Raw genomic sequence first — 21,312 nt, 5'->3', positions numbered from 1 at the left:
CCGAAAATAAGTCGCCGGATTATGCGACATCGTTCCCCTCAGCGCCACGGCTGGCGCAGCCAGGTCAGGCGACCAGGGGGTGCACGGTTCGCAGGATTTGCACGCCATGCTCCTGCTCGACCTTGCGCAGGTCATAGGCCATTTGCAAGTCGAGCCAGAATTGCGCAGTGGTGTTCAGGCAAATGGATAGCCGTAGCGCCATGTCGGCCGAAACGCCGCCGCGCTGAAAACCATCTCCCGCTGGAACTCTTCGCGCAGGATTTCGCCAGGATGTATTGGACGCATGCCGTTCTTGAGCATGATGCACCTCAGTGGTAATCGACAATTTCAACGTCTTCCGGCCCTCACGGCCCATAGACAGCCCAGGTGCCATTGAGCCTTGATCGGGCGCCGCCAGCGTGCCAGTGGACGAGCTTTGGCCAGGCGGGTCAATCAGGTGCGGGTAGTATTGTGTTACATATTCTTCAGCCAGCTGCGACTTTCGTGCAGCGTTCCTTCTTCCCGGGACATCGCTAACATATTGTTTCAATGGCGATGATTCGCCCCGCTGTCGCTTTGTTCGGATCACACAGGAAGCTTTGCCGATGCAGTCAGCCTATACCGTCCTTATCTTGCTGACGCTGGTAAGCGTGTCGAAACTGGTCGGGCGGATGATCCCGTTGCCCCTGCCGCTGGTGCAGATCGCCGCCGGCGCCTTGCTGGCCTGGCCGACCCTGGGCCTGCATGTGACCCTGAACCCGGAGCTGTTCCTCTTCCTGTTCCTGCCGCCGCTGCTGTTCGCCGATGGCTGGCGCATGCCCAAGCGCGAGTTGTGGCGCCTGCGCGGGCCGGTGGTGGCGCTGGCGGTGGGGTTGGTGCTGTTCACCGTGGTCGGCGCAGGCTACTTCATCCATTGGTTGCTGCCGAGCATCCCCCTGGCGGTGGCCTTCGCCCTGGCGGCGGTACTGTCGCCCACCGATGCCGTGGCGGTCTCGGCCATTACCCAGGACCGTTTGCCCACGCCCTTGATGCACATGCTCCAGGGCGAAGCGCTGATGAACGATGCCTCGGGCCTGGTGACCTTCAAGTTCGCCCTGGCAGCGGCGATCACCGGGGTGTTCTCCCTCGCCGAAGCGAGCCTGACCTTCGTCCTGGTGGCGCTCGGCGGCCTGGCTGTCGGTGTCGCCCTGAGCTGGCTGGTCGGTCGCCTGCGGGCCTGGATGATCGCCCGTGGCTGGGACGACCCGGCGACCCATGTGGTGTTCATGCTGCTGCTGCCGTTCGCCGCCTACGTGGTGGCCGAGCGCCTGGGCGTATCCGGCATCCTGTCTGCGGTGGCTGCCGGCATGATGCAGAGCTGGCTCGACCTGTTGCCGCGGCAGACCAGTACGCGCTTGCTCAACCGCAGTGTCTGGTCGTTGCTGGAGTTCGCCTTCAACGGCCTGATCTTCCTGCTGCTGGGCCTGCAACTGCCAGACATCATCAAGGCGGTGGTCAGCCACGAGACTTCGTTGTGGCCGACGCTGGCCTGGCGCTGCCTGGACGTAGTGGCGATCTTCGTGGCGCTGGTGCTGCTGCGCTTCGTCTGGGTGCAAAGCATCTGGCGTGCGATCGGTGTCATCCGGCGTTGGCGTGGCAAGCCGGACCTGGTGCTGTTGCCGACCACACGCTCCTGCCTGCTGCTGACCCTCGGCGGGGTGCGGGGAGCGGTGACCCTGGCCGGTGTGATGTCGGTGCCGTTGCTGATCGGTGCCGGTAAGGCGTTCCCCGAGCGTGACCTGCTGATCTTCATCGCGGCCGGGGTGATCCTGATGTCGCTGGTCAGTGCCTGCCTCGCCTTGCCGCTGTTGTTGCGCGGCGTGACCAAGAGCCCGGACGAGCGCTTGCGCCAGGAAGTCCAGGACGCCTGGCGACGTACGGCGGAGGCGGCCATCCACGCCCTGGAGGCCGAGGAGGTCATCGATGCCAATGCCCCCCAGGATGCGGCCCAGGCGACCTTGGCCACCGAACTCAAGGCGCGCCTGATGGCCGAGTATCGCGATGAGCTGGCCAGCTACAACGACAGCGCCGAGGCGCGGGCCCTGGCCGAGCAGATGGATCAACTGGAGCGCCGCCTGCGCATACGCGCGTTGCGGGCCCAGCGCCTGGAGCTCTACAACCTGCACCGCCAGCATCTGGTCGGGGACGAGGTGGTGCGCCAGGTGCTCGGGGAGTTGGACATGAGCGAGGCGAACCTGGGGCAGGTCAGGTAGATCGCCGGGGGCTGCAAAGCGGCCCCCGAGGCATCAGCGCTCGCTCAGGAAGTCACGAATCCGCTCGGCCGCCTCGATGCACTCGGCCAGTGGCGCGACCAGTGCCATCCGCACGCGCCCGGCCCCCGGGTTGACCCCATCCACCTCGCGCGACAAGTAAGAGCCCGGCACCACCGTCACATGCTCAGCCTCGAACAGGTCGCGGGCGAAGTCGGCGTCGCTGCCCGGCACCTTGGCCCACAGGTAGAAGCTGCCATCCGGGCGCTGCACGTCCATGACCGGCTGGAGGATGTCCAGCACGGCGTCGAACTTGGCCCGGTACTGGTCGCGGTTCTCGCGCACGTGGGCTTCGTCCTGCCAGGCGGCGATGCTGGCCAGCTGGGTCTGCACCGGCATGGCGCAGCCATGGTAGGTGCGGTACAGCAGGAACGGCTTGATGATCTCGGCGTCACCGGCCACGAAGCCCGAGCGCAGCCCTGGCAGGTTGGAGCGCTTGGACAGGCTGTGGAACACCACGCAGCGCTTGAAGTCGCTGCGGCCAAGCGCCGCGCAAGCGCTCAGCAGGCCGGGCGGCGGTGCGTCCTCGTCGAAGTACAGCTCGCTGTAGCATTCGTCGGCGGCGATCACGAAGTCGTGCTCGTCAGCCAGGGCGATCAGTTTCTTGAGCGTGTCCATCGGCACCAGGGCGCCGGTGGGGTTGCCCGGGGAGCACAGGAAGAGGATCTGGCAGCGCTGCCAGACCTCGGCCGGCACGGCGTCGAAGTCCGGGTTGAAGCCGTTGTCCGCCAGGCATGGCAGGTAGTGCGGGGTGGCGCCGGCCAGTAGGGCCGCGCCTTCATAGATTTGATAGAACGGGTTGGGGCTGACCACCAGGCCGTCATCGGCACGGTTGACCACGGCCTGGGTGAAGGCGAACAGTGCCTCGCGGGTGCCGTTGACCGGCAGGATATGGCGCTCGGCGTCGAGCCAGCCGGCCGGCACGCCGAAGCGCCGCTCGCACCACTGGCCGATGGCCTGGCGCAGGGCGGGCAGGCCGATGGTGCTCGGGTAGACCGCCAGTTGCTTGAGGTTGTCGGCCATGGCCTGGGCCACGAAGGCGGGCGATTCGTGCTTCGGTTCACCGATCGAGAGGGCGATGGCGCGTTTGTCCGCAGCCGGCTTCACGCTGCCCAGCAGGGCGCGGAGTTTCTCGAACGGGTAGGGCTGAAGCTGGGTCAAGGCATGGTTCATCGGCGCAAGGTCTCGTCAATCGTTAGAAAGTCACGCGGGTGGTGCTGGGTTCGCTGGCCGGGCTGGGTTGCAGCTGCTGGATGATGGCCTCCTGCAGGCGGCTGCACAGTTGCGGGTCGGACAGCGGCTGGTTGTCGGCGTCGGTGATGAAGAACACGTCTTCCACACGCTCGCCGAGGGTGGCGATCTTGGCGTTTTGCAGCGACAGGTCGAACTCCAGGAAGATCTTGCCCAGCCGCGCCAGCAGGCCCGGGCGGTCGGGGGCGGTGATCTCGAGGATGGTCACCGGCCGCTGGGCATCGTTGAGGATGGTCACCTGGGGCGCGAAGGTGAAGTGCTTGAGCTGGCGCGGCACCCGGCGCTGGATGATGGTCGGGTAGTTCTCGGGGTTGCGCAGGGCCTCGGTCAGGCCTTCGCGGATCTCCTTGACCCGCTGCGGGTTGTCGCCGATGGCGCCGCCGTCGTTGTCCAGCACGATGTAGGTGTCGAGGGTGAACTGGCTGCTGGAGGTGATGATCCGCGCGTCGTGGATGTTCAGGTTGAGCTGGTCCATGGCGGCCACCGTCACGGCGAAGAAGTCGTGCTGGTCGGGGGCATAGATGAAGATCTGCGTGCCGCCCTCGAACTCGCGCTGGGTGGTTTCCTTGATCAGCACCAGCGGGCCGCCGTCGGCCGGTTGCTGGAGGATCGCATCGCTGTGCCAGGCCACGTCGGCGGCGGTGTGGCGCAGGAAGTAGTCATCGCCCAGTTGCGCCCACAATTGTTCCACGTCGTCCGGGTCGGTGCCCTCGCGGACCAGGATGTCCAGCGCCGCGTTCTGCGTCTGGCGGATCTGCTCCTCGCGGTCCAGCGGGTTTTCCAGGCCCCGGCGCAAGGCGCGCTTGGTCTCGGTGTAGAGCTGGCGCAGCAGGCTCGCGCGCCAGGAGTTCCACAGGCTGGGGTTGGTGGCGTTGATGTCGGCCACGGTCAGGACGTAGAGGTAGTCCAGGCGCGTCTCGTCACCCACCAGCAGGGCGAAGTCGTTGATCACCTGCGGGTCGGAGAGGTCCTTGCGCTGGGCGGTGGTGGACATCACCAGGTGCTGCTGCACCAGCCAGACGATCAGCCGGGTATCCCAGGCCGGCAACTGGTGGCGCTCGCAGAAGGCCTGGGCATCCACCGCGCCGAGCTCGGAGTGGTCGCCCTGGCGGCCCTTGCCGATATCGTGGTACAGGCCGGCCAGGTAGATCAGCTCGGGCTTGGGCAGGCGGCCCATGAGCTTGCTGGCCAGCGGAAACTTCTCCGAGACCGGCGTGTACTGCAGCTTGCGCAGGTGCTTGATCAGGTTGAGGGTGTGGGCGTCGACCGTGTAGATGTGGAACAGGTCGTGCTGCATCTGCCCGACGATCAGGCCGAACTCCGGCAAATAGCGGCCGAGGATACCGTAGCGGTTCATCCGGCGCAGGTTGCGGTGGATGCCGATCTCACATTTGAACAGCTCGATGAACAGGCTGGTATTGCGGATATCGTGGCGGAACCTGTCGTCGATCAGGTGCCGATGTTCGCGCAACAGGCGCACGGTGTCGGCGCGCACGCCCTTGATCTCCGGGTGCTGGGCCATCAGCACGAAGATCTCCAGCATGGCGAATGGGGTGCGCTTGAAGACGTTCGGGTGAGCCGCTTCTATATAGCCGTCGTGGAGTCGGAAGCGCGCATTCAGTGGCTGGGTGGTGCCGCTGTCGTCGTCGGCGAGGATGACTTCCTCGAAGTGCTGGATGATCAGGTCGCACAGCTGGCTGATGCTCATCACCACCCGGTAGTACTGCTGCATGAACTGCTCGATGGCGCGCTTGGGGTTTTCGTCGCTGTAGCCCAGCAGCGCGGCGATGCTGCGCTGGTGGTCGAACAGCAAGCGGTCCTCGGCACGCCCGGCGAGCATGTGCAGGGCATAGCGCACGCGCCAGAGGAAGGCCTGCGAAGAGGCCAGCAACTCGTTCTCGCTTTCCAGCAGGAAGCCCTCGCCGGCCAGGGCATGCAGGTTCAGGGTGCCGTACTGGCGACGGGCCACCCACAGCACCGTCTGGATGTCGCGCAGGCCGCCCGGGGAGCCCTTGACGTTGGGCTCGAGGTTGTACTCGGTATCGTTGTACTTGTGGTGGCGGGCCTTGAGTTCGGCGCGCTTGGCCAGGAAGAACTCCTTGCTCGGCCACATGTGCTCGGTGCTGGTCACTTCCAGCATGCGCTGGCGCAGCGATTCGGGGCCGGCGATGGTACGGCTTTCCATCAGGTTGGTGATCACCGTCAGGTCGGCGCGGGCCTGTTCGGCGCACTCCTGGACGGTGCGCACGCTCTGGCCCACTTCCAGGCCGATGTCCCAGAGCAGGGTGAGGAAGCGCTCGATGGCCTCGCGGTACTGCTCATGCTCGGCGGCGTCCAGCAGGATCAGCAGGTCGATGTCCGACCAGGGGTGCAGCTCGCCACGGCCGTAGCCGCCGACGGCGACCAGGGCGATACCGGCCTGGTCGCACCAGTCGAACTGGTTCCAGGCCTGTTGCAGGATGTTGTCGACGAACCAGGCGCGGTCCTCGATCAGCCGGCGGATCTCGCCGCCTTCGCGAAAACGCCTGTCGAGCACCGCGCCGGCCTGGCGGATGGCTTTCTTGAAGGCGGCGATAGGGCTCGCCTTGAGCGCCAGTTCCGCCTGGAACTGGCCACGGTCGAACAGCTCCGGATCCACCTGGGTCATCGGGTCGCGTTCCTGTCGTTGGTCTGCCCGGGGCTGGCTCAGGCCGAAATGCGTGGAAGGGTGTCGTCCTTGCGCAGGGTGAAGATCTCGTAGCCGCTGGCGGTCACCAGGATGGTGTGTTCCCACTGGGCCGAGAGCTTGCGGTCCTTGGTGATGGCGGTCCAGCCGTCGCCCAGGACCTTGGTGTCGGCCTTGCCCTGGTTGATCATCGGCTCGATGGTGAAGGTCATGCCTTCCTTGAGTTCCATGCCGGTGCCGGCCTTGCCGTAGTGCAGGACCTGCGGCTCCTCGTGGAACACCTTGCCGATGCCATGGCCGCAGAACTCGCGGACCACCGAGAAGCCGTTCTTCTCGGCGTGCTTCTGGATCACCTCGCCGATGTCGCCCAGGCGGCAGCCCGGCTTGACCAGTTCGATGGCCTTGTACATGCACTCCTGGGTGACCTTGCACAGGCGCTCGGCCCACTCCGGCACCTCGCCGACGTAGAACATGCGGCTGGTGTCGCCGTGGTAGCCGTCCTTGATCACAGTGACGTCGATGTTGATGATGTCGCCTTTCTTCAGCGGCTTCTCATTGGGGATGCCGTGGCAGACCACATGGTTGATCGAGGTGCAGATCGACTTGGGGAAGCCCTTGTAGTTCAGCGGCGCCGGAATGGCCTGCTGGACGTTGACGATGTAGTCGTGGCACAGGCGGTCCAGTTCCTCGGTGGTGACACCGGGCTTGACGTGTTCCTCGATCATCTCGAGGACTTCGGCGGCCAGGCGGCCGGCGATGCGCATCTTCTCGATGTCTTCTGCGGTCTTGATGGTGACGGTCATTACAGGCTCTCTACGGCGCCGGGAAGGGCGCGAACGAACGGGAAAGGCCGGATTCTACCAGAGCGAGGCGCCCATCTGTCGGGATAAACCGGCAAATCCGGTGTCTACCGAGAGCATTCTGGCGCGATTGCCGGCATGCTGCAAAAGCCGCTGACGGACGAAGCACCATCCGGGTTCCGTTCGCCCGCGGTCTGTGGTATAAAATGCGCCGCTTTCGGGGGAGGTCCCCCGCAAGCCCAAACCCACACACGTGTCGACACGATGACCTGGGTGCCCCGAACTCGCTGGGTTCGCGGGTTGGTCATTGGGATACGTGGAGGCCCAACCCGACTTATCAAGGAACTATCATGTCCCAAGTCAACATGCGCGATATGCTGAAGGCCGGTGTGCACTTCGGCCACCAGACCCGTTACTGGAACCCGAAAATGGGCAAGTTCATTTTCGGCGCTCGTAACAAGATCCACATCATCAACCTGGAAAAAACCCTGCCGATGTTCAACGACGCCCTGTCGTTCGTCGAGCGCCTGGCCCAGGGCAAGAACAAGATCCTGTTCGTCGGCACCAAGCGTTCCGCCGGCAAGATCGTCGCCGAGCAGGCTGCTCGTTGCGGTTCGCCATACGTTGACCACCGCTGGTTGGGCGGCATGCTGACCAACTACAAGACCATCCGCGCTTCGATCAAGCGTCTGCGCGACCTGGAAACCCAGGCCGAAGACGGCACCTTCGCCAAGCTGACCAAGAAAGAAGCCCTGATGCGTACCCGCGACCTGGAAAAACTGGATCGCAGCCTGGGCGGCATCAAGGACATGGGCGGCCTGCCGGACGCACTGTTCGTGATCGACGTCGAGCACGAGCGCATTGCCATCACCGAAGCCAACAAGCTGGGCATCCCGGTCATCGGCGTTGTCGATACCAACAGCAGCCCGGAAGGCGTTGACTACGTCATCCCAGGCAACGACGACGCCATCCGCGCCATCGAGCTGTACATGACTTCGATGGCCGACGCGGTCATCCGCGGCCGCAACAACGTTGCCGGCGGCACCGAAGTTTACGCTGAAGAAGCGGCTGCACCAGCTGCCGAGTGATTGACGCCTAGCGTCTGACTTGGCACGCGAAAAGGGGGCTTGGCCCCCTTTTTGCCACCTTGAAATCCTGCTGTCAGAAAGAGCGCCGCATCATCGTGCTTCGCTGGCATGAAGGCAGTGATTCGCAGAATTGAACGCCCGCCGCGCGCGGGTGGAATGGTTGAAAACCTATCCAACGAGGATTTTGAAATGGCAGAAATTACTGCAGCGCTGGTCAAGGAACTGCGTGAGCGTACCGGCCAGGGCATGATGGAGTGCAAGAAAGCACTGGTTGCTGCCGGCGGTGACATCGAGAAGGCCATCGACGACATGCGCGCCTCCGGCGCCATCAAGGCCGCCAAGAAGGCCGGCAACATCGCTGCCGAAGGTTCGATCGCCGTTCGCGCCGAAGGCGGCCGTGGCCTGATCATCGAAGTCAACTCGCAGACCGACTTCCTGGCCCTGCAGGACGACTTCAAAGGCTTCGTCAAGGACAGCCTGAACGAAGCGTTCGAGCAGAACCTGACCGACGCCGCTCCGCTGATCGCCTCGCGTGAATCGGCGCGTGAAGCCCTGGTCGCCAAGTGCGGCGAGAACGTCAACATCCGTCGCCTGACCGCTGTCCAGGGTGACGTGATCGGTTCCTACCTGCACGGCCACCGCATCGGTGTCCTGGTCGTCCTGAAAGGCGGCGACGAAGAACTGGCCAAGAAGATCGCCATGCACGTGGCGGCCTCGAAGCCGGAAGTCGTTCGTCCGGAAGACGTTTCCGAAGAGCTGGTTGCCAAGGAAAAGGAAATCTTCCTGCAGCTGAACGCCGACAAGATCGCCGGCAAGCCGGAAAACATCGTCGAGAACATGATCAAGGGCCGTATCACCAAGTTCCTGGCCGAAGCCAGCCTGGTCGAGCAAGCCTTCGTCATGGATCCGGAAGTCAAGGTCGGCGAGCTGGCCAAGAAAGCCGGTGCCGAGATCGTTTCCTTCGTTCGCTACGAAGTCGGTGAAGGCATCGAGAAGAAAGAAGACAACTTCGCCGAAGAAGTTGCTGCTCAAGTGGCTGCTGCCCAGAAGCAATAAGACGGATTTTCATCTGTCGCCCCGAAGAGGCTGCCCGCTCACGCGCGCAGCCTCTTTGTCAAACCGGACGGGGGTTTATCCCGCTCCTGTCCGCTGGCGCCGAAGCGGCGCCACGCTACAGTTAGCAGGCTGCACACAGCCCGCACGGAATTTTCTCAAAGAACGCCGCAGGAGAGACTCGAATGGCCCAGCAGGTGAGTGGTCGCCAACCTCGCTATAAACGCATTTTGCTCAAACTTAGCGGCGAGGCCCTGATGGGGTCGGAAGAGTTCGGGATCGACCCGAAAGTCCTGGATCGCATGGCCCTGGAAGTTGGCCAACTGGTCGGCATCGGTGTCCAGGTCGGCCTGGTGATCGGTGGTGGCAACCTGTTCCGCGGCGCCGCCCTCAGCGCGGCTGGCATGGACCGCGTCACCGGCGACCACATGGGGATGCTGGCCACGGTGATGAACGCGCTGGCCATGCGTGACGCCCTCGAGCGTTCGAACATCCCGGCCATCGTCATGTCGGCCATTTCCATGGTTGGCGTCACCGATCATTACGATCGTCGCAAAGCTATTCGTCACCTCAACTCCGGGGATGTGGTAATTTTCTCCGCCGGTACCGGCAACCCGTTCTTCACCACCGACTCCGCTGCCTGCCTGCGCGCTATCGAGATCGATGCCGATGTCGTGCTGAAGGCGACCAAGGTCGATGGTGTCTACACTGCCGATCCATTCAAGGACCCGCATGCCGAGAAGTTCGATCACCTGACCTACGACGAGGTCCTGGATCGCAAGCTCGGCGTCATGGACCTGACCGCAATCTGCCTGTGCCGCGACCACAAGATGCCATTGCGGGTATTCAACATGAACAAGCCTGGCGCCCTGCTGAACATCGTAGTGGGTGGCGCTGAAGGAACTTTGATCGAGGAAGGCGAAGCATGATCAACGACATCAAGAAAGACGCCCAGGAGCGCATGGGCAAGTCCATCGAGGCCCTTGGCCGCAACCTGGCGTCCATCCGCACCGGTCGCGCGCACCCGAGCATCCTGGACAGCGTCAAGGTCCCGGCCTGGGGTAGCGAGATGCCGCTGAACCAGGTGGCCGCGATCACCGTCGAGGACGCCCGCACCCTGAAGATCGTCGCCCACGACAAGAACCTCAGCGCTGCCATCGAGAAGGCCATCCTGACCTCCGACCTGGGCCTGAACCCGTCCAGTGCCGGCACCACCATCCGCGTGCCGATGCCCGCCCTGACCGAGGAAACCCGCAAGGGCTACACCAAGCAGGCCCGTGCCGTTGCCGAGGAAGCCAAGGTCGCCGTGCGCAACGTGCGTCGTGACGCCCTGGCTGACCTGAAGAAGCTGTCCAAGGACAAGGCGATCAGCGAGGACGAAGAGCGTCGTGCCGCCGACGAGCTGCAGAAACTGACCGACAAGTATGTCGGCGAGGTCGACAAGGCCCTCGAAGCCAAGGAAAAGGACCTGATGGCCGTCTGAGGCCGGGACTTTTTCATGGAAAAGACCAAGCCAGCGGCATCGCCTTCGGTGCCGCGTCACGTCGCGATCATCATGGACGGTAACAACCGCTGGGCGAAGAAGCGCCTGCTGCCCGGCGTCGCCGGGCACAAGGCTGGCGTGGACGCCGTGCGCGCGGTGATCGAAGTCTGTGCCGAGGCGGGGGTCGAGGTGCTGACCCTGTTCGCCTTCTCCAGCGAGAACTGGCAGCGCCCGGCCGAGGAGGTCGGTGCCCTGATGGAGCTGTTCTTCTCGGCCTTGCGCCGCGAGGCCAAGCGCCTCAACGAGAACCGCATCAGCCTGCGCATCATCGGTGACCGCACGCGCTTCCACCCTGAGCTGCAGGCCGCCATGCGCGAGGCCGAGGCCCTGACCGCCGGCAACGATCGCTTCATCCTGCAGATCGCCGCCAACTACGGTGGCCAGTGGGACATCGCCCAGGCCGCCCAACGCCTGGCGCGGGAAGTCCAGGCTGGCCACCTGCGTCCGGACGACATCACCCCGGGGCTGCTGCAAACCTGCCTGGCCACCGGCGACCTGCCGTTGCCCGACCTGTGCATCCGTACCGGGGGCGAGCATCGCATCAGCAACTTCCTGCTGTGGCAGTTGGCCTATGCCGAGCTGTACTTCTCCGACCTGTACTGGCCGGACTTCAAACACGAGGCCATGCGCAACGCCCTGGCCGATTTCGCTTCGCGCCAGCGCCGCTTCGGTAAGACCAGCGAGCAGGTCGAGGCTGGAGCTCGTGCTTAATGCTTAAACAACGCATCATTACTGCGCTGATCCTGCTGCCGATCGCGCTGGGTGGATTCTTCCTGCTCCACGGCGGGGATTTCGCCTTGTTCATCGGCTTCGTGGTGACCGTCGGCGCCTGGGAGTGGGCGCGCCTGGCGGGGCTCGTGGCCCAGCCGTTGCGCCTGGCCTATGCCGCGGTGGTCGCCGGGGCGCTGATGCTGCTTTACCTGATGCCGGACCTTGCGCCCTGGGTGCTTGGCGCCTCGGTGATCTGGTGGGGGCTGGCCACCTGGCTGGTGCTCACCTACCCACGCAGTAGCGAGCTGTGGGCCAGCGCTGCCTGTCGCCTGCTGATCGGCCTGCTGGTGCTACTGCCGGCCTGGCAGGGCCTGGTGCTGCTCAAGCACTGGCCGCTGGGCAACGGGCTGATCCTGGCGGTCATGGTGCTGGTCTGGGCCGCCGATATCGGCGCCTACTTCTCGGGACGCGCGTTCGGCAAGCGCAAGCTGGCGCCACAGGTCAGCCCTGGCAAGAGCTGGGAAGGGGTCTATGGCGGCCTGGCGGTCAGCCTGCTGATCGCCCTGGGCGTGGGCCTGGCCCGCGACTGGGGTATCGGTCAGTTGCTGCTGGGCCTGCTGGGCGCCGTGGTCGTGGTGATGTCCTCGGTGATCGGTGACCTGACCGAGAGCATGTTCAAACGCCGCGAAGGCATCAAGGACAGCAGCAACCTGCTGCCCGGCCATGGCGGCGTGCTCGACCGCATCGACAGCCTGACCGCGGCGATCCCGATGTTCGCCGTGCTGCTCTGGGCGGCCGAGTGGGGTGTGATGTGAGTCGCGCGCAACGCATTACCGTGCTGGGGGCGACCGGCTCCATTGGCCTGAGCACCCTGGATGTCATCGCCCGTCATCCTGAGCGCTACCAGGTGTTCGCCCTGAGTGGCTATTCCCGTCTCGACCAGTTGCTGGCGCTGTGCGAGCGGCACCGCCCGGCCTATGCCGTGGTGCCGAGCGCCGAGGCCGCCACGCGCCTGCGCGAGGGGTTGGCCGCGGCCGGCTACGCCACCGAGGTGCTGGAAGGGGAGGCGGGGTTGTGCCAGGTGGCCCGCGCGGCCGAAGTGGACGCGGTGATGGCGGCCATCGTCGGTGCCGCGGGCCTGCGCCCGACCCTGGCGGCCGTCGAGGCGGGCAAGAAGGTGCTGCTGGCCAACAAGGAAGCCCTGGTGATGTCCGGTGCGCTGTTCATGGGGGCGGTGCGGCGCAGTGGTGCCGTGCTGCTGCCGATCGACAGCGAGCACAACGCGATCTTCCAGTGCCTGCCAGGCGACTACGCCCGTGGCTTGGCCCCGGTGGGTGTGCGGCGCATCCTGCTGACCGCCTCGGGCGGGCCGTTCCGCGAGACGCCGGCAGCCGCCCTGGCGAACGTCACGCCGGAGCAGGCCTGCGCTCACCCCAATTGGTCCATGGGGCGGAAGATCTCGGTCGACTCGGCGAGCATGATGAACAAGGGCCTGGAGCTGATCGAGGCCTGCTGGCTGTTCGATGCCGCGCCGGACAAGGTGGAAGTGGTGGTGCACCCGCAGAGTGTGATCCACTCCCTGGTGGACTACGTGGATGGTTCGGTGCTCGCCCAGCTGGGCAACCCGGACATGCGCACGCCGATCGCCAATGCCCTGGCCTGGCCCGAGCGGATCGATTCCGGGGTCGCGCCGCTGGACCTGTTCGCCATCGCCCGCCTGGATTTCCAGGCGCCCGACGAACAGCGCTTCCCCTGCCTGCGCCTGGCGCGCCAGGCTGCCGAGGCCGGCAACAGCGCCCCGGCGGTACTCAATGCGGCCAACGAAGTGGCGGTGGAGGCATTTCTCCAGCGGCGTATCCGCTTCCCGGAGATCGCGGGTATGATCGAACAGGTGCTCGACCAGGAGTCCGTGGTGCCGTTGCCGTCGCTGGACGCGGTGTTCGCCGCCGACCAGCGCGCCCGGGAGCTTTCCCGGGAATGGCTGAGGCGCCACGGTCGCTGATGGTGAGATTTGTACGAAAAGTCGCCGCTCCGGCACTTTTCGTACAAGGTCCAGGGCTGGGCTGAACGTCATTTGGAGATAGATATGACAGCGCTCTACATGATTATCGGCACCCTGATTGCCTTGGGTGTATTGGTCACTTTCCATGAATTCGGCCACTTCTGGGTGGCCAGGCGTTGTGGCGTCAAGGTGCTGCGCTTCTCCGTGGGCTTCGGCACGCCACTGCTGCGCTGGCACGACCGTCATGGCACCGAGTTCGTGGTCGCGGCGATTCCCCTGGGTGGCTACGTCAAGATGCTCGACGAGCGCGAGGGCGACGTGCCGCCGGCATTGGCGGAGCAGTCCTTCAACCGCAAGCCGGTGCGCCAGCGCATCGCTATCGTCGCGGCCGGCCCCATCGCCAACTTCCTCCTGGCCATCCTGTTCTTCTGGCTCCTGGCCATGCTCGGCACCCAGCAGGTCCGTCCGGTGATCGGCGCGGTCGAGTCGGGCAGCCTGGCGGCATCCGCCGGCCTGGCCGCCGGTCAGGAAGTCGTCTCCGTCGACGGCAAGCCGACCAATGGCTGGTCGGCGGTCAACCTGCAGCTGGTTCGTCGCCTGGGCGAGAGCGGGACCCTGCGGGTCGGTGTGCGTGACGAGGGCGGCTCGGTCGAGCGCCAGCACGATATCCGCCTGGATCAATGGCTCAAGGGCGTCGACGAGCCCGACCCGATCCGCTCCCTCGGCTTGCGCCCCTGGCGCCCGGCGGTGACGCCGGTGCTGGCGCAGATCGATCCCAAGGGGCCGGCTGCCGCCGCCGGGCTCAAGAGTGGCGACAAATTGTTGGCCCTGGACGGGGTCGCGCTGAGCGACTGGCAGCAGGTGGTCGACGGCGTGCGTGCCCGTCCAGAGGCCAAGGTGCTGCTGCGCGTGGAGCGTGACGGGGCGCAGCTGGAGGTCCCGGTCACCCTGGCCCGGCAGGGCGAGGGTGGCTACCTGGGGGCAGGTGTCAAGGGCGTCGAATGGCCCGCCAGCATGCTTCGCGAAGTCAGCTATGGCCCCCTGGAAGCGGTGGGCGAGGGCCTGTCGCGAACCTGGAGCATGAGCGTCCTGACCCTCGAATCGCTGAAGAAAATGCTGTTCGGGGAGCTCTCGGTAAAAAACTTGAGCGGACCGATAACCATTGCTAAAGTGGCGGGCGCTTCAGCCCAGTCGGGCGTGGGGGATTTCCTGAATTTCCTGGCCTACCTGAGCATAAGCCTGGGGGTTCTTAACCTGCTGCCCATCCCAGTACTGGATGGGGGGCATTTGCTGTTCTACCTGATCGAGTGGGCGCGCGGTCGTCCGCTCTCGGATCGGGTGCAAGGTTGGGGGGTCCAGATCGGTATCAGTTTAGTCATTGGGGTGATGTTGCTCGCCCTGATCAACGATCTGGGTCGACTATAAAAAGCTTCGCTCAATTGCGAACCTGCCGCCCCACTCGCGGCGGGTTGTTTATTGCCAGTTGGAATAAAAGGACTTCATGAAACGTCTGCTGCTAACTGCGGTCCTCTCCGCACTGATGATCGCTGAAGTTCACGCCGAGTCCTTCACCATCTCCGATATTCGTGTCAATGGTCTGCAGCGGGTTTCCGCAGGCAGCGTGTTCGGGGCCCTGCCACTGAACGTGGGCGACCAGGTCGACGATCGGCGTCTGGTGGAATCCACCCGCTCGCTGTTCAAGACCGGCTTCTTCCAGGACATCCAGCTGAGCCGCGACGGCAATGTCCTGATCATCAACGTGGTCGAACGTCCGTCGGTCTCGAGCATCGAGATCGAGGGCAACAAGGCCATCAGCACCGAAGACCTGATGAAGGGCCTGAAGCAGTCGGGCCTGGCCGAGGGCGAGATCTTCCAGCGGGCCACCCTCGAGGGTGTGCGTAACGAGCTGCAGCGCCAGTACGTGGCCCAGGGCCGCTATTCGGCGGAGGTCGACGCCGAGGTGGTGCCGCAACCGCGCAACCGGGTCGGCCTGAAGATCAAGATCAACGAAGGCACCGTCGCCGCCATCCAGCACATCAACGTGGTGGGCAACACCGTCTTCAGCGACGAAGACCTGACCCAGCTCTTCGAGCTCAAGACCACCAACTGGCTGTCGTTCTTCAAGAACGATGACAAGTACGCCCGCGAGAAGCTCTCCGGTGACCTGGAGCGCCTGCGTTCCTACTACCTGGACCGCGGCTACATCAACATGGACATCGCCTCGACCCAGGTGTCCATCACCCCGGACAAGAAGCACGTCTACATCACCGTCAACATCAACGAAGGCGAGAAGTACACCGTTCGCGACGTGAAGCTCTCCGGCGACCTCAAGGTACCGGAAGACCAGGTCCGGTCGTTGCTGCTGGTGCAGCCGGGCCAGGTGTTCTCGCGCAAGGTGATGACCACCACCTCCGACCTGATCACCCGTCGCCTGGGCAACGAGGGCTATACCTTCGCCAACGTCAACGGCGTGCCGCAACCCAACGACGAAGACCATACCGTCGACATCATGTTCGTGGTCGACCCGGGCAAGCGCGCCTACGTCAACCGCATCAACTACCGCGGCAACACCAAGACCGAAGACGAAGTGCTGCGTCGCGAGATGCGCCAGATGGAGGGCGGCTGGGCCTCGACCTACCTGATCGACCAGTCCAAGACCCGTCTGGAGCGCCTGGGCTTCTTCAAGGAAGTCAACGTCGAGACCCCGCCGGTGCCGGGCACCGACGACCAGGTCGACGTCAACTACAGCGTCGAGGAGCAGGCCTCCGGCTCGATCACCGCCAGCGTCGGTTTCGCCCAGAGCGCGGGGCTGATCCTGGGTGGCTCGATCAGCCAGAGCAACTTCCTGGGGACCGGTAACAAGGTCTCCATCGGCCTGACCCGTAGCGAGTACCAGACCCGCTACAACTTCGGCTTCGTCGACCCCTACTGGACCGCCGATGGCGTCAGCCTGGGCTACAACGCCTTCTACCGCAGCACCGACTACGACGACCTCGACGTCGACGTGGCCAGCTATGCGGTGGACAGCCTGGGCGCCGGTGTCAGCATCGGCTACCCGATCAGCGAGACCTCGCGCCTGACCTACGGCCTTTCCGTGCAGCGGGACGAGATCAAGACCGGCCGCTACACCGTCGACGAGATCTTCGACTTCCTCGAGGAGGAGGGCGACAGCTTCCTGAACTTCAAGGCGTCGGTGGGCTGGTCCGAGTCCACCCTGAACAAGGGCGTGCTGGCGACCCGTGGTCATTCCCAGAGCCTGACCCTGGAAACCACCGTGCCGGGCAGCGACCTGTCGTTCTACAAGCTCGACTACCGTGGCCAGCTGTTCAAGCCGATCACCAACGACTACACCCTGCGCCTGCACACCGAACTGGGCTATGGTGATGGTTTCGGTGGTACCTCGGGCCTGCCGTTCTACGAGAACTACTATGCCGGTGGCTTCAACTCTGTCCGTGGCTTCAAGGACAGCAGCCTGGGCCCTCGCAGTACCCCGAGCCAGGGCAACAACCCCGGTACCATCCGCGACCCGGACCAGGACCCGCTGCCGTTCGGTGGCAACGTCCTCGTCCAGGGTGGTGTCGAGCTGCTGTTCCCGCTGCCGTTCGTCAAGGACCAGCGTTCGCTGCGTACCTCGGTGTTCTGGGACGTCGGTAACGTGTTCGACACCAACTGCGGCAGCAAGCCGGACTGCGAGAAGGTCGGCTTCTCGGGCATGGCCAGCTCGGTTGGCCTGGGCGTCACCTGGATCACTGCGCTGGGCCCGCTGAGCTTCAGCCTGGCGATGCCGGTCAAGAAGCCGGACGATGCCGATACCCAGGTGTTCCAATTCTCTCTGGGCCAGACCTTCTGAGGTCGGCCCTCGCTCAACGAAAACGGTTTATCCAGGAGTGCATCGTGCGTAAGTTGACTCAACTGGCCATCTTGGCCGCGGCGCTGGTCGCCACCCCGGCTTTCGCCGAAATGAAGATCGCCGTGCTGAACTACCAGATGGCACTGCTCGAATCGGACGCGGCGAAGAAGTACGCGGTCGATGCCGAGAAGAAGTTCGGCCCGCAGCTGACCAAGCTGAAGAATCTGGAAAGCAGCGCCAAGGGCATCCAGGACCGCCTGATCAAGGGTGGCGACAAGATGCCCCAGCAGGAGCGCGAGCGCCTGGAACTCGAATTCAAGCAGAAGGCCCGTGACTTCCAGTTCCAGTCCAAGGAGCTGAACGAAGCCAAGGCCGTCGCCGACCGCGACATGCTCAAGCAACTCAAGCCCAAGCTCGACGGCGCCGTCGAGGAGGTCATCAAGCGTGGTGGCTACGACCTGGTGCTCGAGCGTGGTGCGGTGATCGATGTCAAGCCGCAGTACGACATCACCCGCCAAGTCATCGAGCGTATGAACCAAGCTCGTTGATATGACCGTGACCATGACGCTTGGCCAACTGGCCGAGGCCCTCGGGGCCACCCTCAAGGGGCCCGAGGGGCTGCAGATCACCGGGCTGGCCACCTTGCAGGAGGCCGGGCCCGGGCAATTGAGTTTCCTGGCCAACCCGCAGTATCGCAAGTACCTGGACAACAGCCAGGCCGCCGCGGTGCTGCTCAAGGCCGCGGATGCCGAAGGCTTTGCCGGCAATGCCCTGATCGTCGCCGACCCGTACCTGGCCTACGCGCGCATTTCCCACCTGTTCGATCCCAAGCCCAAGGCTGTGGCGGGTATTCATCCCAGCGCCGTGGTGGCCGAGGATGCACAGGTGGACGCCAGTGCCAGCATCGGCCCGTTCGCGGTGATCGAGGCCGGCGCGCGGATCGCCGCCAACGTGACCATCGGTGCCCACTGCTTCGTCGGTGCGCGCTGCGTGATCGGCGAAGGTGGCTGGCTGGCGCCGCGGGTAACCCTGTACCACGACGTGACCATCGGCAAGCGCGTGGTGATCCAGTCGGGTGCGGTGATCGGTGGCGAGGGCTTCGGCTTCGCCAACGAGAAGGGCATCTGGCGCAAGATCGCCCAGATCGGCGGGGTGACCATCGGCGACGACGTGGAGATCGGCGTGAACACCGCCGTCGACCGTGGTGCGCTGTCGGACACGCGGATCAGCGATGGGGTCAAACTGGACAACCAGATCCAGATCGCCCACAACGTGCAGATCGGCGAGCACACCGCCATGGCGGCCTGCGTGGGGATCTCCGGCAGCACCCGCATCGGCAAGCATTGCACCATCGCTGGCGGTGTCGGCATGGTCGGTCATATCGATGTTTGCGATAACGTATTCGTTTCCGGGATGACCATGGTGACCCGTTCGATCACCGAACCGGGCGCCTATTCCTCCGGCACGGCCATGCAACCCTTGGCCGAATGGCGCAAGAGCGCCGCGCGTATTCGCCAGTTGGACGAGATGTCCAAGCGTCTCCAGCAGCTGGAAAAACGTGTCGATACCGTGACCTCAGGTGGTCAGCCGGCATCAGAAGGCTGATACCATTCCCTGAGCAAGAGTGAACCGTCGCTAGCTGGCTCCTCTTTGGATTGTAAAAGGAGCGTGTGGTCAGCACCTGCGCTCCCTATTCTTACTACAGGCTTCCCCCCGAAATGATGGACATCAACGAGATTCGCGAATACCTGCCTCACCGTTACCCGTTCCTGCTGGTGGACCGGGTGACGGACCTGGACTTCGAGGCCCAGAGCATTCGTGCCTACAAGAATGTCAGCATCAATGAGCCGTTCTTCAATGGCCATTTTCCCGCGCACCCAATCATGCCGGGCGTGCTGATCATCGAGGCGATGGCCCAGGCGGCCGGGATTCTCGGTTTCAAGATGCTCGATGCCAAGCCGGCGGACGGTACCCTTTATTACTTCGTCGGCTCGGACAACCTGCGCTTCCGCCAGCCTGTGCTGCCGGGCGACCAGTTGATCCTCGAGGCCAAGTTCCTCAGCCGCAAGCGTTCGATCTGGAAGTTCGAGTGCCAGGCCACCGTCGATGGCAAGCAGGTCTGCTCGGCGGAGATTATCTGCGCGGAACGTGAACTATGAGTTCGATTGATCCTCGGGCGATCATCGACCCTGCGGCCAGGCTGGCCGACGGCGTCGAGGTGGGCCCTTGGTCGATCATTGGCCCCGATGTGGAAATCGGGGAGGGCACCGTCATCGGTCCGCACGTGGTGCTCAAGGGGCCGACCCGGATCGGCAGGCACAACCGCATTTTCCAGTTTTCCTCCATCGGTGAAGACACCCCCGATCTCAAGTACAAGGGCGAGCCGACGCGCCTGGTGATCGGTGATCACAATGTGATCCGCGAAGGCGTGACCATTCACCGGGGCACCATCCAGGATCGCTCGGAAACCACCCTTGGCGATCACAACCTGATCATGGCCTATGCCCATATCGGGCATGACAGCGTCATCGGCAACCACTGCATCCTGGTCAATAACACGGCGTTGGCCGGGCACGTGCATGTGGGCGACTGGGCGATCCTGTCTGGCTATACCCTGGTGCACCAGTACTGCCATATCGGTGCCCACGCTTTCTCCGGCATGGGCACGGCGATCGGCAAGGACGTCCCGGCCTTCGTCACCGTGTTCGGCAGCCCGGCCGAGGCGCGCAGCATGAACTTCGAAGGCATGCGCCGTCGTGGCTTCAGCGACGAGGTGATCCACGCCCTGCGCCGCGCCTACAAGATCGTCTATCGCCAGGGCCTGACCGTGGAAGAGGCGCTCAAGGAACTGGAGGAGCTGGCCGGCCAGTTCCCGGAGGTCGAGCTGTTCCGCCAGTCGATCCTCGGCTCCGCCCGCGGCATCACGCGCTGACATGGCCCAACTCTGCGTAGCGCTGGTCGCGGGCGAGGCCAGCGGCGACATTCTCGGTTCCGGCCTGATGCGCGCGCTCAAGGCGCGCCATCCCGACGTACGCTTCATTGGCGTGGGTGGCCCGTTGATGGAGGCCGAGGGTCTGGTTTCCTACTTCCCCATGGAGCGCCTGGCGGTCATGGGGTTGGTCGAGGTGCTGGGGCGCCTGCGCGAGCTGCTCAAGCGGCGCAAGGCGCTGATCCAGACCCTGATTGCCGAGAAACCGGACGTGTTCATCGGCATCGATGCGCCGGACTTCACGCTCAACATCGAACTGAAGCTGCGCCAGGCCGGGATCAAGACCGTGCACTACGTCAGCCCATCGGTCTGGGCCTGGCGGCAGAAGCGTGTGCTGAAGATTCGCGAAGGCTGCGACCTGATGCTCACCCTGCTCCCGTTCGAGGCGAAGTTCTACGAAGAGCAGGGTGTGCCGGTGCGTTTCGTCGGCCATCCGCTGGCCGACACCATACCGCTGGAGGCCGACCGCCAGGCTGCCCGAGCCGCGCTCGGGTTCGGCGACGGCCCCTTGGTGGCGCTCATGCCCGGTAGCCGGGGCGGCGAGGTGGGGCGCCTGGGGGAACTGTTCCTCGACACCGCCCAGCGCCTGCGCGAACGGGTGCCGGACGTGCGTTTCGTTTCACCGTGCGCCAATCCGGCGCGACGTGCCCAGCTCGAACAGATGCTGCAAGGCCGCGACCTGCCGCTGACCCTGCTCGACGGCCAGTCGCACCAGGCCCTGGCGGCTTGCGATGCGGTGCTGATCGCCTCCGGTACCGCGACCCTCGAAGCCTTGCTGTACAAGCGGCCGATGGTGGTCGCCTATCGCCTGGCGCCGTTGACCTTCTGGATTCTCAAGCGCATGGTGCGCAGCCCCTACGTGTCGCTGCCCAACCTGCTGGCCCAGCGCTTGCTGGTGCCGGAGTTGCTGCAGGACGCCGCCACCAGCGAAGCCCTCGCCCAGGCCCTGGCGCCGCTGATCACCGACGGCAGCCAGCAGACCGAACACTTCGACCAGATCCACCGTACCTTGCGTCGCGACGCCTCCAACCAGGCGGCCGATGCGGTGTTGAGCTTGCTGGGAGCCCGATAG

General features: G+C 64.5%; 18 protein-coding genes and 1 pseudogene. 15 read left to right on the top strand and 4 right to left on the bottom strand.

Features of this window, described 5'->3' with window-relative positions; translation table 11 throughout:
- Positions 1–64 precede the first annotated feature (64 nt).
- Positions 65–285, bottom strand: a pseudogene (locus tag ABFA30_RS17955) (HigA family addiction module antitoxin).
- Positions 286–584: 299 nt separating this feature from the next.
- On the opposite strand from ABFA30_RS17955, the gene ABFA30_RS17950 reads away from it, so the two are divergent.
- Complete coding sequence (locus ABFA30_RS17950; RefSeq protein WP_410045765.1) at positions 585–2,231, top strand: Na+/H+ antiporter; 1,647 nt, start codon at positions 585–587, stop codon at positions 2,229–2,231.
- 33 nt (positions 2,232–2,264) lie between these two features.
- Here ABFA30_RS17950 and dapC read toward each other — a convergent pair whose 3' ends face one another.
- From dapC to map, 3 genes are read right to left on the bottom strand one after another with little or no spacing between them, the layout of a single operon-like run.
- Positions 2,265–3,461 carry a succinyldiaminopimelate transaminase gene (dapC, locus tag ABFA30_RS17945; RefSeq protein ID WP_225787329.1) on the bottom strand — a complete coding sequence of 399 codons (1,197 nt, stop codon included), beginning with the start codon at positions 3,459–3,461 and terminating at the stop codon, positions 2,265–2,267.
- Between the two features lie 22 nt (positions 3,462–3,483).
- The gene (locus tag ABFA30_RS17940) at positions 3,484–6,186 is read right to left on the bottom strand and encodes a [protein-PII] uridylyltransferase (RefSeq protein ID WP_368815599.1); all 2,703 of its coding nucleotides are present in this window, start codon (positions 6,184–6,186) and stop codon (positions 3,484–3,486) included.
- Between the two features lie 38 nt (positions 6,187–6,224).
- Positions 6,225–7,007, bottom strand: a complete 783-nt coding sequence (gene map / locus ABFA30_RS17935; RefSeq protein WP_225787331.1) for a type I methionyl aminopeptidase — start codon at positions 7,005–7,007, stop codon at positions 6,225–6,227.
- A gap of 347 nt (positions 7,008–7,354) precedes the next feature.
- Between map and rpsB the strand changes: the two genes are divergently transcribed.
- From rpsB to lpxB, 14 genes are all read left to right on the top strand, one after another.
- Positions 7,355–8,092 (top strand): 30S ribosomal protein S2, encoded by a 738-nt coding sequence (rpsB, locus tag ABFA30_RS17930; RefSeq protein WP_084854358.1) that lies wholly within the window; start codon positions 7,355–7,357, stop codon positions 8,090–8,092.
- 189 nt (positions 8,093–8,281) lie between these two features.
- Positions 8,282–9,148 (top strand): translation elongation factor Ts, encoded by an 867-nt coding sequence (gene tsf, locus ABFA30_RS17925; RefSeq protein ID WP_225787332.1) that lies wholly within the window; start codon positions 8,282–8,284, stop codon positions 9,146–9,148.
- Positions 9,149–9,330: 182 nt separating this feature from the next.
- Positions 9,331–10,074 (top strand): UMP kinase, encoded by a 744-nt coding sequence (pyrH, locus tag ABFA30_RS17920; RefSeq protein ID WP_225787333.1) that lies wholly within the window; start codon positions 9,331–9,333, stop codon positions 10,072–10,074.
- A complete protein-coding gene (frr, locus tag ABFA30_RS17915; RefSeq protein ID WP_253079936.1) occupies positions 10,071–10,628 on the top strand; it encodes a ribosome recycling factor in 558 nt (185 codons plus the stop codon). The genes pyrH and frr overlap by 4 nt, the downstream gene beginning before the upstream one ends.
- 15 nt (positions 10,629–10,643) lie before the next feature.
- A complete protein-coding gene (uppS, locus tag ABFA30_RS17910; RefSeq protein ID WP_225787335.1) occupies positions 10,644–11,399 on the top strand; it encodes a polyprenyl diphosphate synthase in 756 nt (251 codons plus the stop codon).
- On the top strand, positions 11,399–12,214 hold the full coding sequence (locus ABFA30_RS17905) for a phosphatidate cytidylyltransferase (RefSeq protein WP_225787336.1): 816 nt from the start codon (positions 11,399–11,401) through the stop codon (positions 12,212–12,214). The genes uppS and ABFA30_RS17905 overlap by 1 nt, the downstream gene beginning before the upstream one ends.
- On the top strand, positions 12,211–13,401 hold the full coding sequence (gene ispC, locus ABFA30_RS17900; protein ID WP_410045764.1) for a 1-deoxy-D-xylulose-5-phosphate reductoisomerase: 1,191 nt from the start codon (positions 12,211–12,213) through the stop codon (positions 13,399–13,401). The genes ABFA30_RS17905 and ispC overlap by 4 nt, the downstream gene beginning before the upstream one ends.
- 84 nt (positions 13,402–13,485) lie before the next feature.
- The gene (gene rseP / locus ABFA30_RS17895; RefSeq protein ID WP_225787338.1) at positions 13,486–14,826 is read left to right on the top strand and encodes an RIP metalloprotease RseP; all 1,341 of its coding nucleotides are present in this window, start codon (positions 13,486–13,488) and stop codon (positions 14,824–14,826) included.
- A 76-nt stretch (positions 14,827–14,902) separates the two neighbouring features.
- Positions 14,903–17,251: an outer membrane protein assembly factor BamA gene (gene bamA / locus ABFA30_RS17890; RefSeq protein ID WP_253079938.1), complete on the top strand. Its 2,349-nt coding sequence runs from the start codon at positions 14,903–14,905 to the stop codon at positions 17,249–17,251.
- Positions 17,252–17,295: 44 nt separating this feature from the next.
- Positions 17,296–17,799 carry an OmpH family outer membrane protein gene (locus ABFA30_RS17885; protein WP_225787340.1) on the top strand — a complete coding sequence of 168 codons (504 nt, stop codon included), beginning with the start codon at positions 17,296–17,298 and terminating at the stop codon, positions 17,797–17,799.
- A 1-nt stretch (position 17,800) separates the two neighbouring features.
- On the top strand, positions 17,801–18,856 hold the full coding sequence (gene lpxD, locus ABFA30_RS17880; protein WP_225787341.1) for a UDP-3-O-(3-hydroxymyristoyl)glucosamine N-acyltransferase: 1,056 nt from the start codon (positions 17,801–17,803) through the stop codon (positions 18,854–18,856).
- A gap of 113 nt (positions 18,857–18,969) precedes the next feature.
- Complete coding sequence (gene fabZ, locus ABFA30_RS17875) at positions 18,970–19,410, top strand: 3-hydroxyacyl-ACP dehydratase FabZ (protein WP_225787342.1); 441 nt, start codon at positions 18,970–18,972, stop codon at positions 19,408–19,410.
- Positions 19,407–20,183 carry an acyl-ACP--UDP-N-acetylglucosamine O-acyltransferase gene (gene lpxA, locus ABFA30_RS17870; RefSeq protein WP_225787343.1) on the top strand — a complete coding sequence of 259 codons (777 nt, stop codon included), beginning with the start codon at positions 19,407–19,409 and terminating at the stop codon, positions 20,181–20,183. The genes fabZ and lpxA overlap by 4 nt, the downstream gene beginning before the upstream one ends.
- 1 nt (position 20,184) lies before the next feature.
- Complete coding sequence (gene lpxB / locus ABFA30_RS17865) at positions 20,185–21,312, top strand: lipid-A-disaccharide synthase (protein WP_225787344.1); 1,128 nt, start codon at positions 20,185–20,187, stop codon at positions 21,310–21,312.

Source organism: Pseudomonas sp. HLMP (assembly GCF_046365545.1).
In the GTDB taxonomy this organism is placed as follows: Bacteria; Pseudomonadota; Gammaproteobacteria; order Pseudomonadales; family Pseudomonadaceae; genus Aquipseudomonas; species Aquipseudomonas guariconensis_B.
This window is presented reverse-complemented; position numbering and strand designations above follow the sequence as displayed.

Bases quoted from the DNA above. Each gene is read 5' to 3' on its own strand.
- ABFA30_RS17950 (WP_410045765.1), top strand. From the start codon at position 585: ATGCAGTCAGCCTATACCGTCCTTATCTTGCTGACGCTGGTAAGCGTG.
- dapC (WP_225787329.1), bottom strand. From the start codon at position 3,461: ATGAACCATGCCTTGACCCAGCTTCAGCCCTACCCGTTCGAGAAACTC.
- ABFA30_RS17940 (WP_368815599.1), bottom strand. From the start codon at position 6,186: ATGACCCAGGTGGATCCGGAGCTGTTCGACCGTGGCCAGTTCCAGGCG.
- map (WP_225787331.1), bottom strand. From the start codon at position 7,007: ATGACCGTCACCATCAAGACCGCAGAAGACATCGAGAAGATGCGCATC.
- rpsB (WP_084854358.1), top strand. From the start codon at position 7,355: ATGTCCCAAGTCAACATGCGCGATATGCTGAAGGCCGGTGTGCACTTC.
- tsf (WP_225787332.1), top strand. From the start codon at position 8,282: ATGGCAGAAATTACTGCAGCGCTGGTCAAGGAACTGCGTGAGCGTACC.
- pyrH (WP_225787333.1), top strand. From the start codon at position 9,331: ATGGCCCAGCAGGTGAGTGGTCGCCAACCTCGCTATAAACGCATTTTG.
- frr (WP_253079936.1), top strand. From the start codon at position 10,071: ATGATCAACGACATCAAGAAAGACGCCCAGGAGCGCATGGGCAAGTCC.
- uppS (WP_225787335.1), top strand. From the start codon at position 10,644: ATGGAAAAGACCAAGCCAGCGGCATCGCCTTCGGTGCCGCGTCACGTC.
- ABFA30_RS17905 (WP_225787336.1), top strand. From the start codon at position 11,399: ATGCTTAAACAACGCATCATTACTGCGCTGATCCTGCTGCCGATCGCG.
- rseP (WP_225787338.1), top strand. From the start codon at position 13,486: ATGACAGCGCTCTACATGATTATCGGCACCCTGATTGCCTTGGGTGTA.
- bamA (WP_253079938.1), top strand. From the start codon at position 14,903: ATGAAACGTCTGCTGCTAACTGCGGTCCTCTCCGCACTGATGATCGCT.
- lpxD (WP_225787341.1), top strand. From the start codon at position 17,801: ATGACCGTGACCATGACGCTTGGCCAACTGGCCGAGGCCCTCGGGGCC.
- fabZ (WP_225787342.1), top strand. From the start codon at position 18,970: ATGATGGACATCAACGAGATTCGCGAATACCTGCCTCACCGTTACCCG.
- lpxA (WP_225787343.1), top strand. From the start codon at position 19,407: ATGAGTTCGATTGATCCTCGGGCGATCATCGACCCTGCGGCCAGGCTG.
- lpxB (WP_225787344.1), top strand. From the start codon at position 20,185: ATGGCCCAACTCTGCGTAGCGCTGGTCGCGGGCGAGGCCAGCGGCGAC.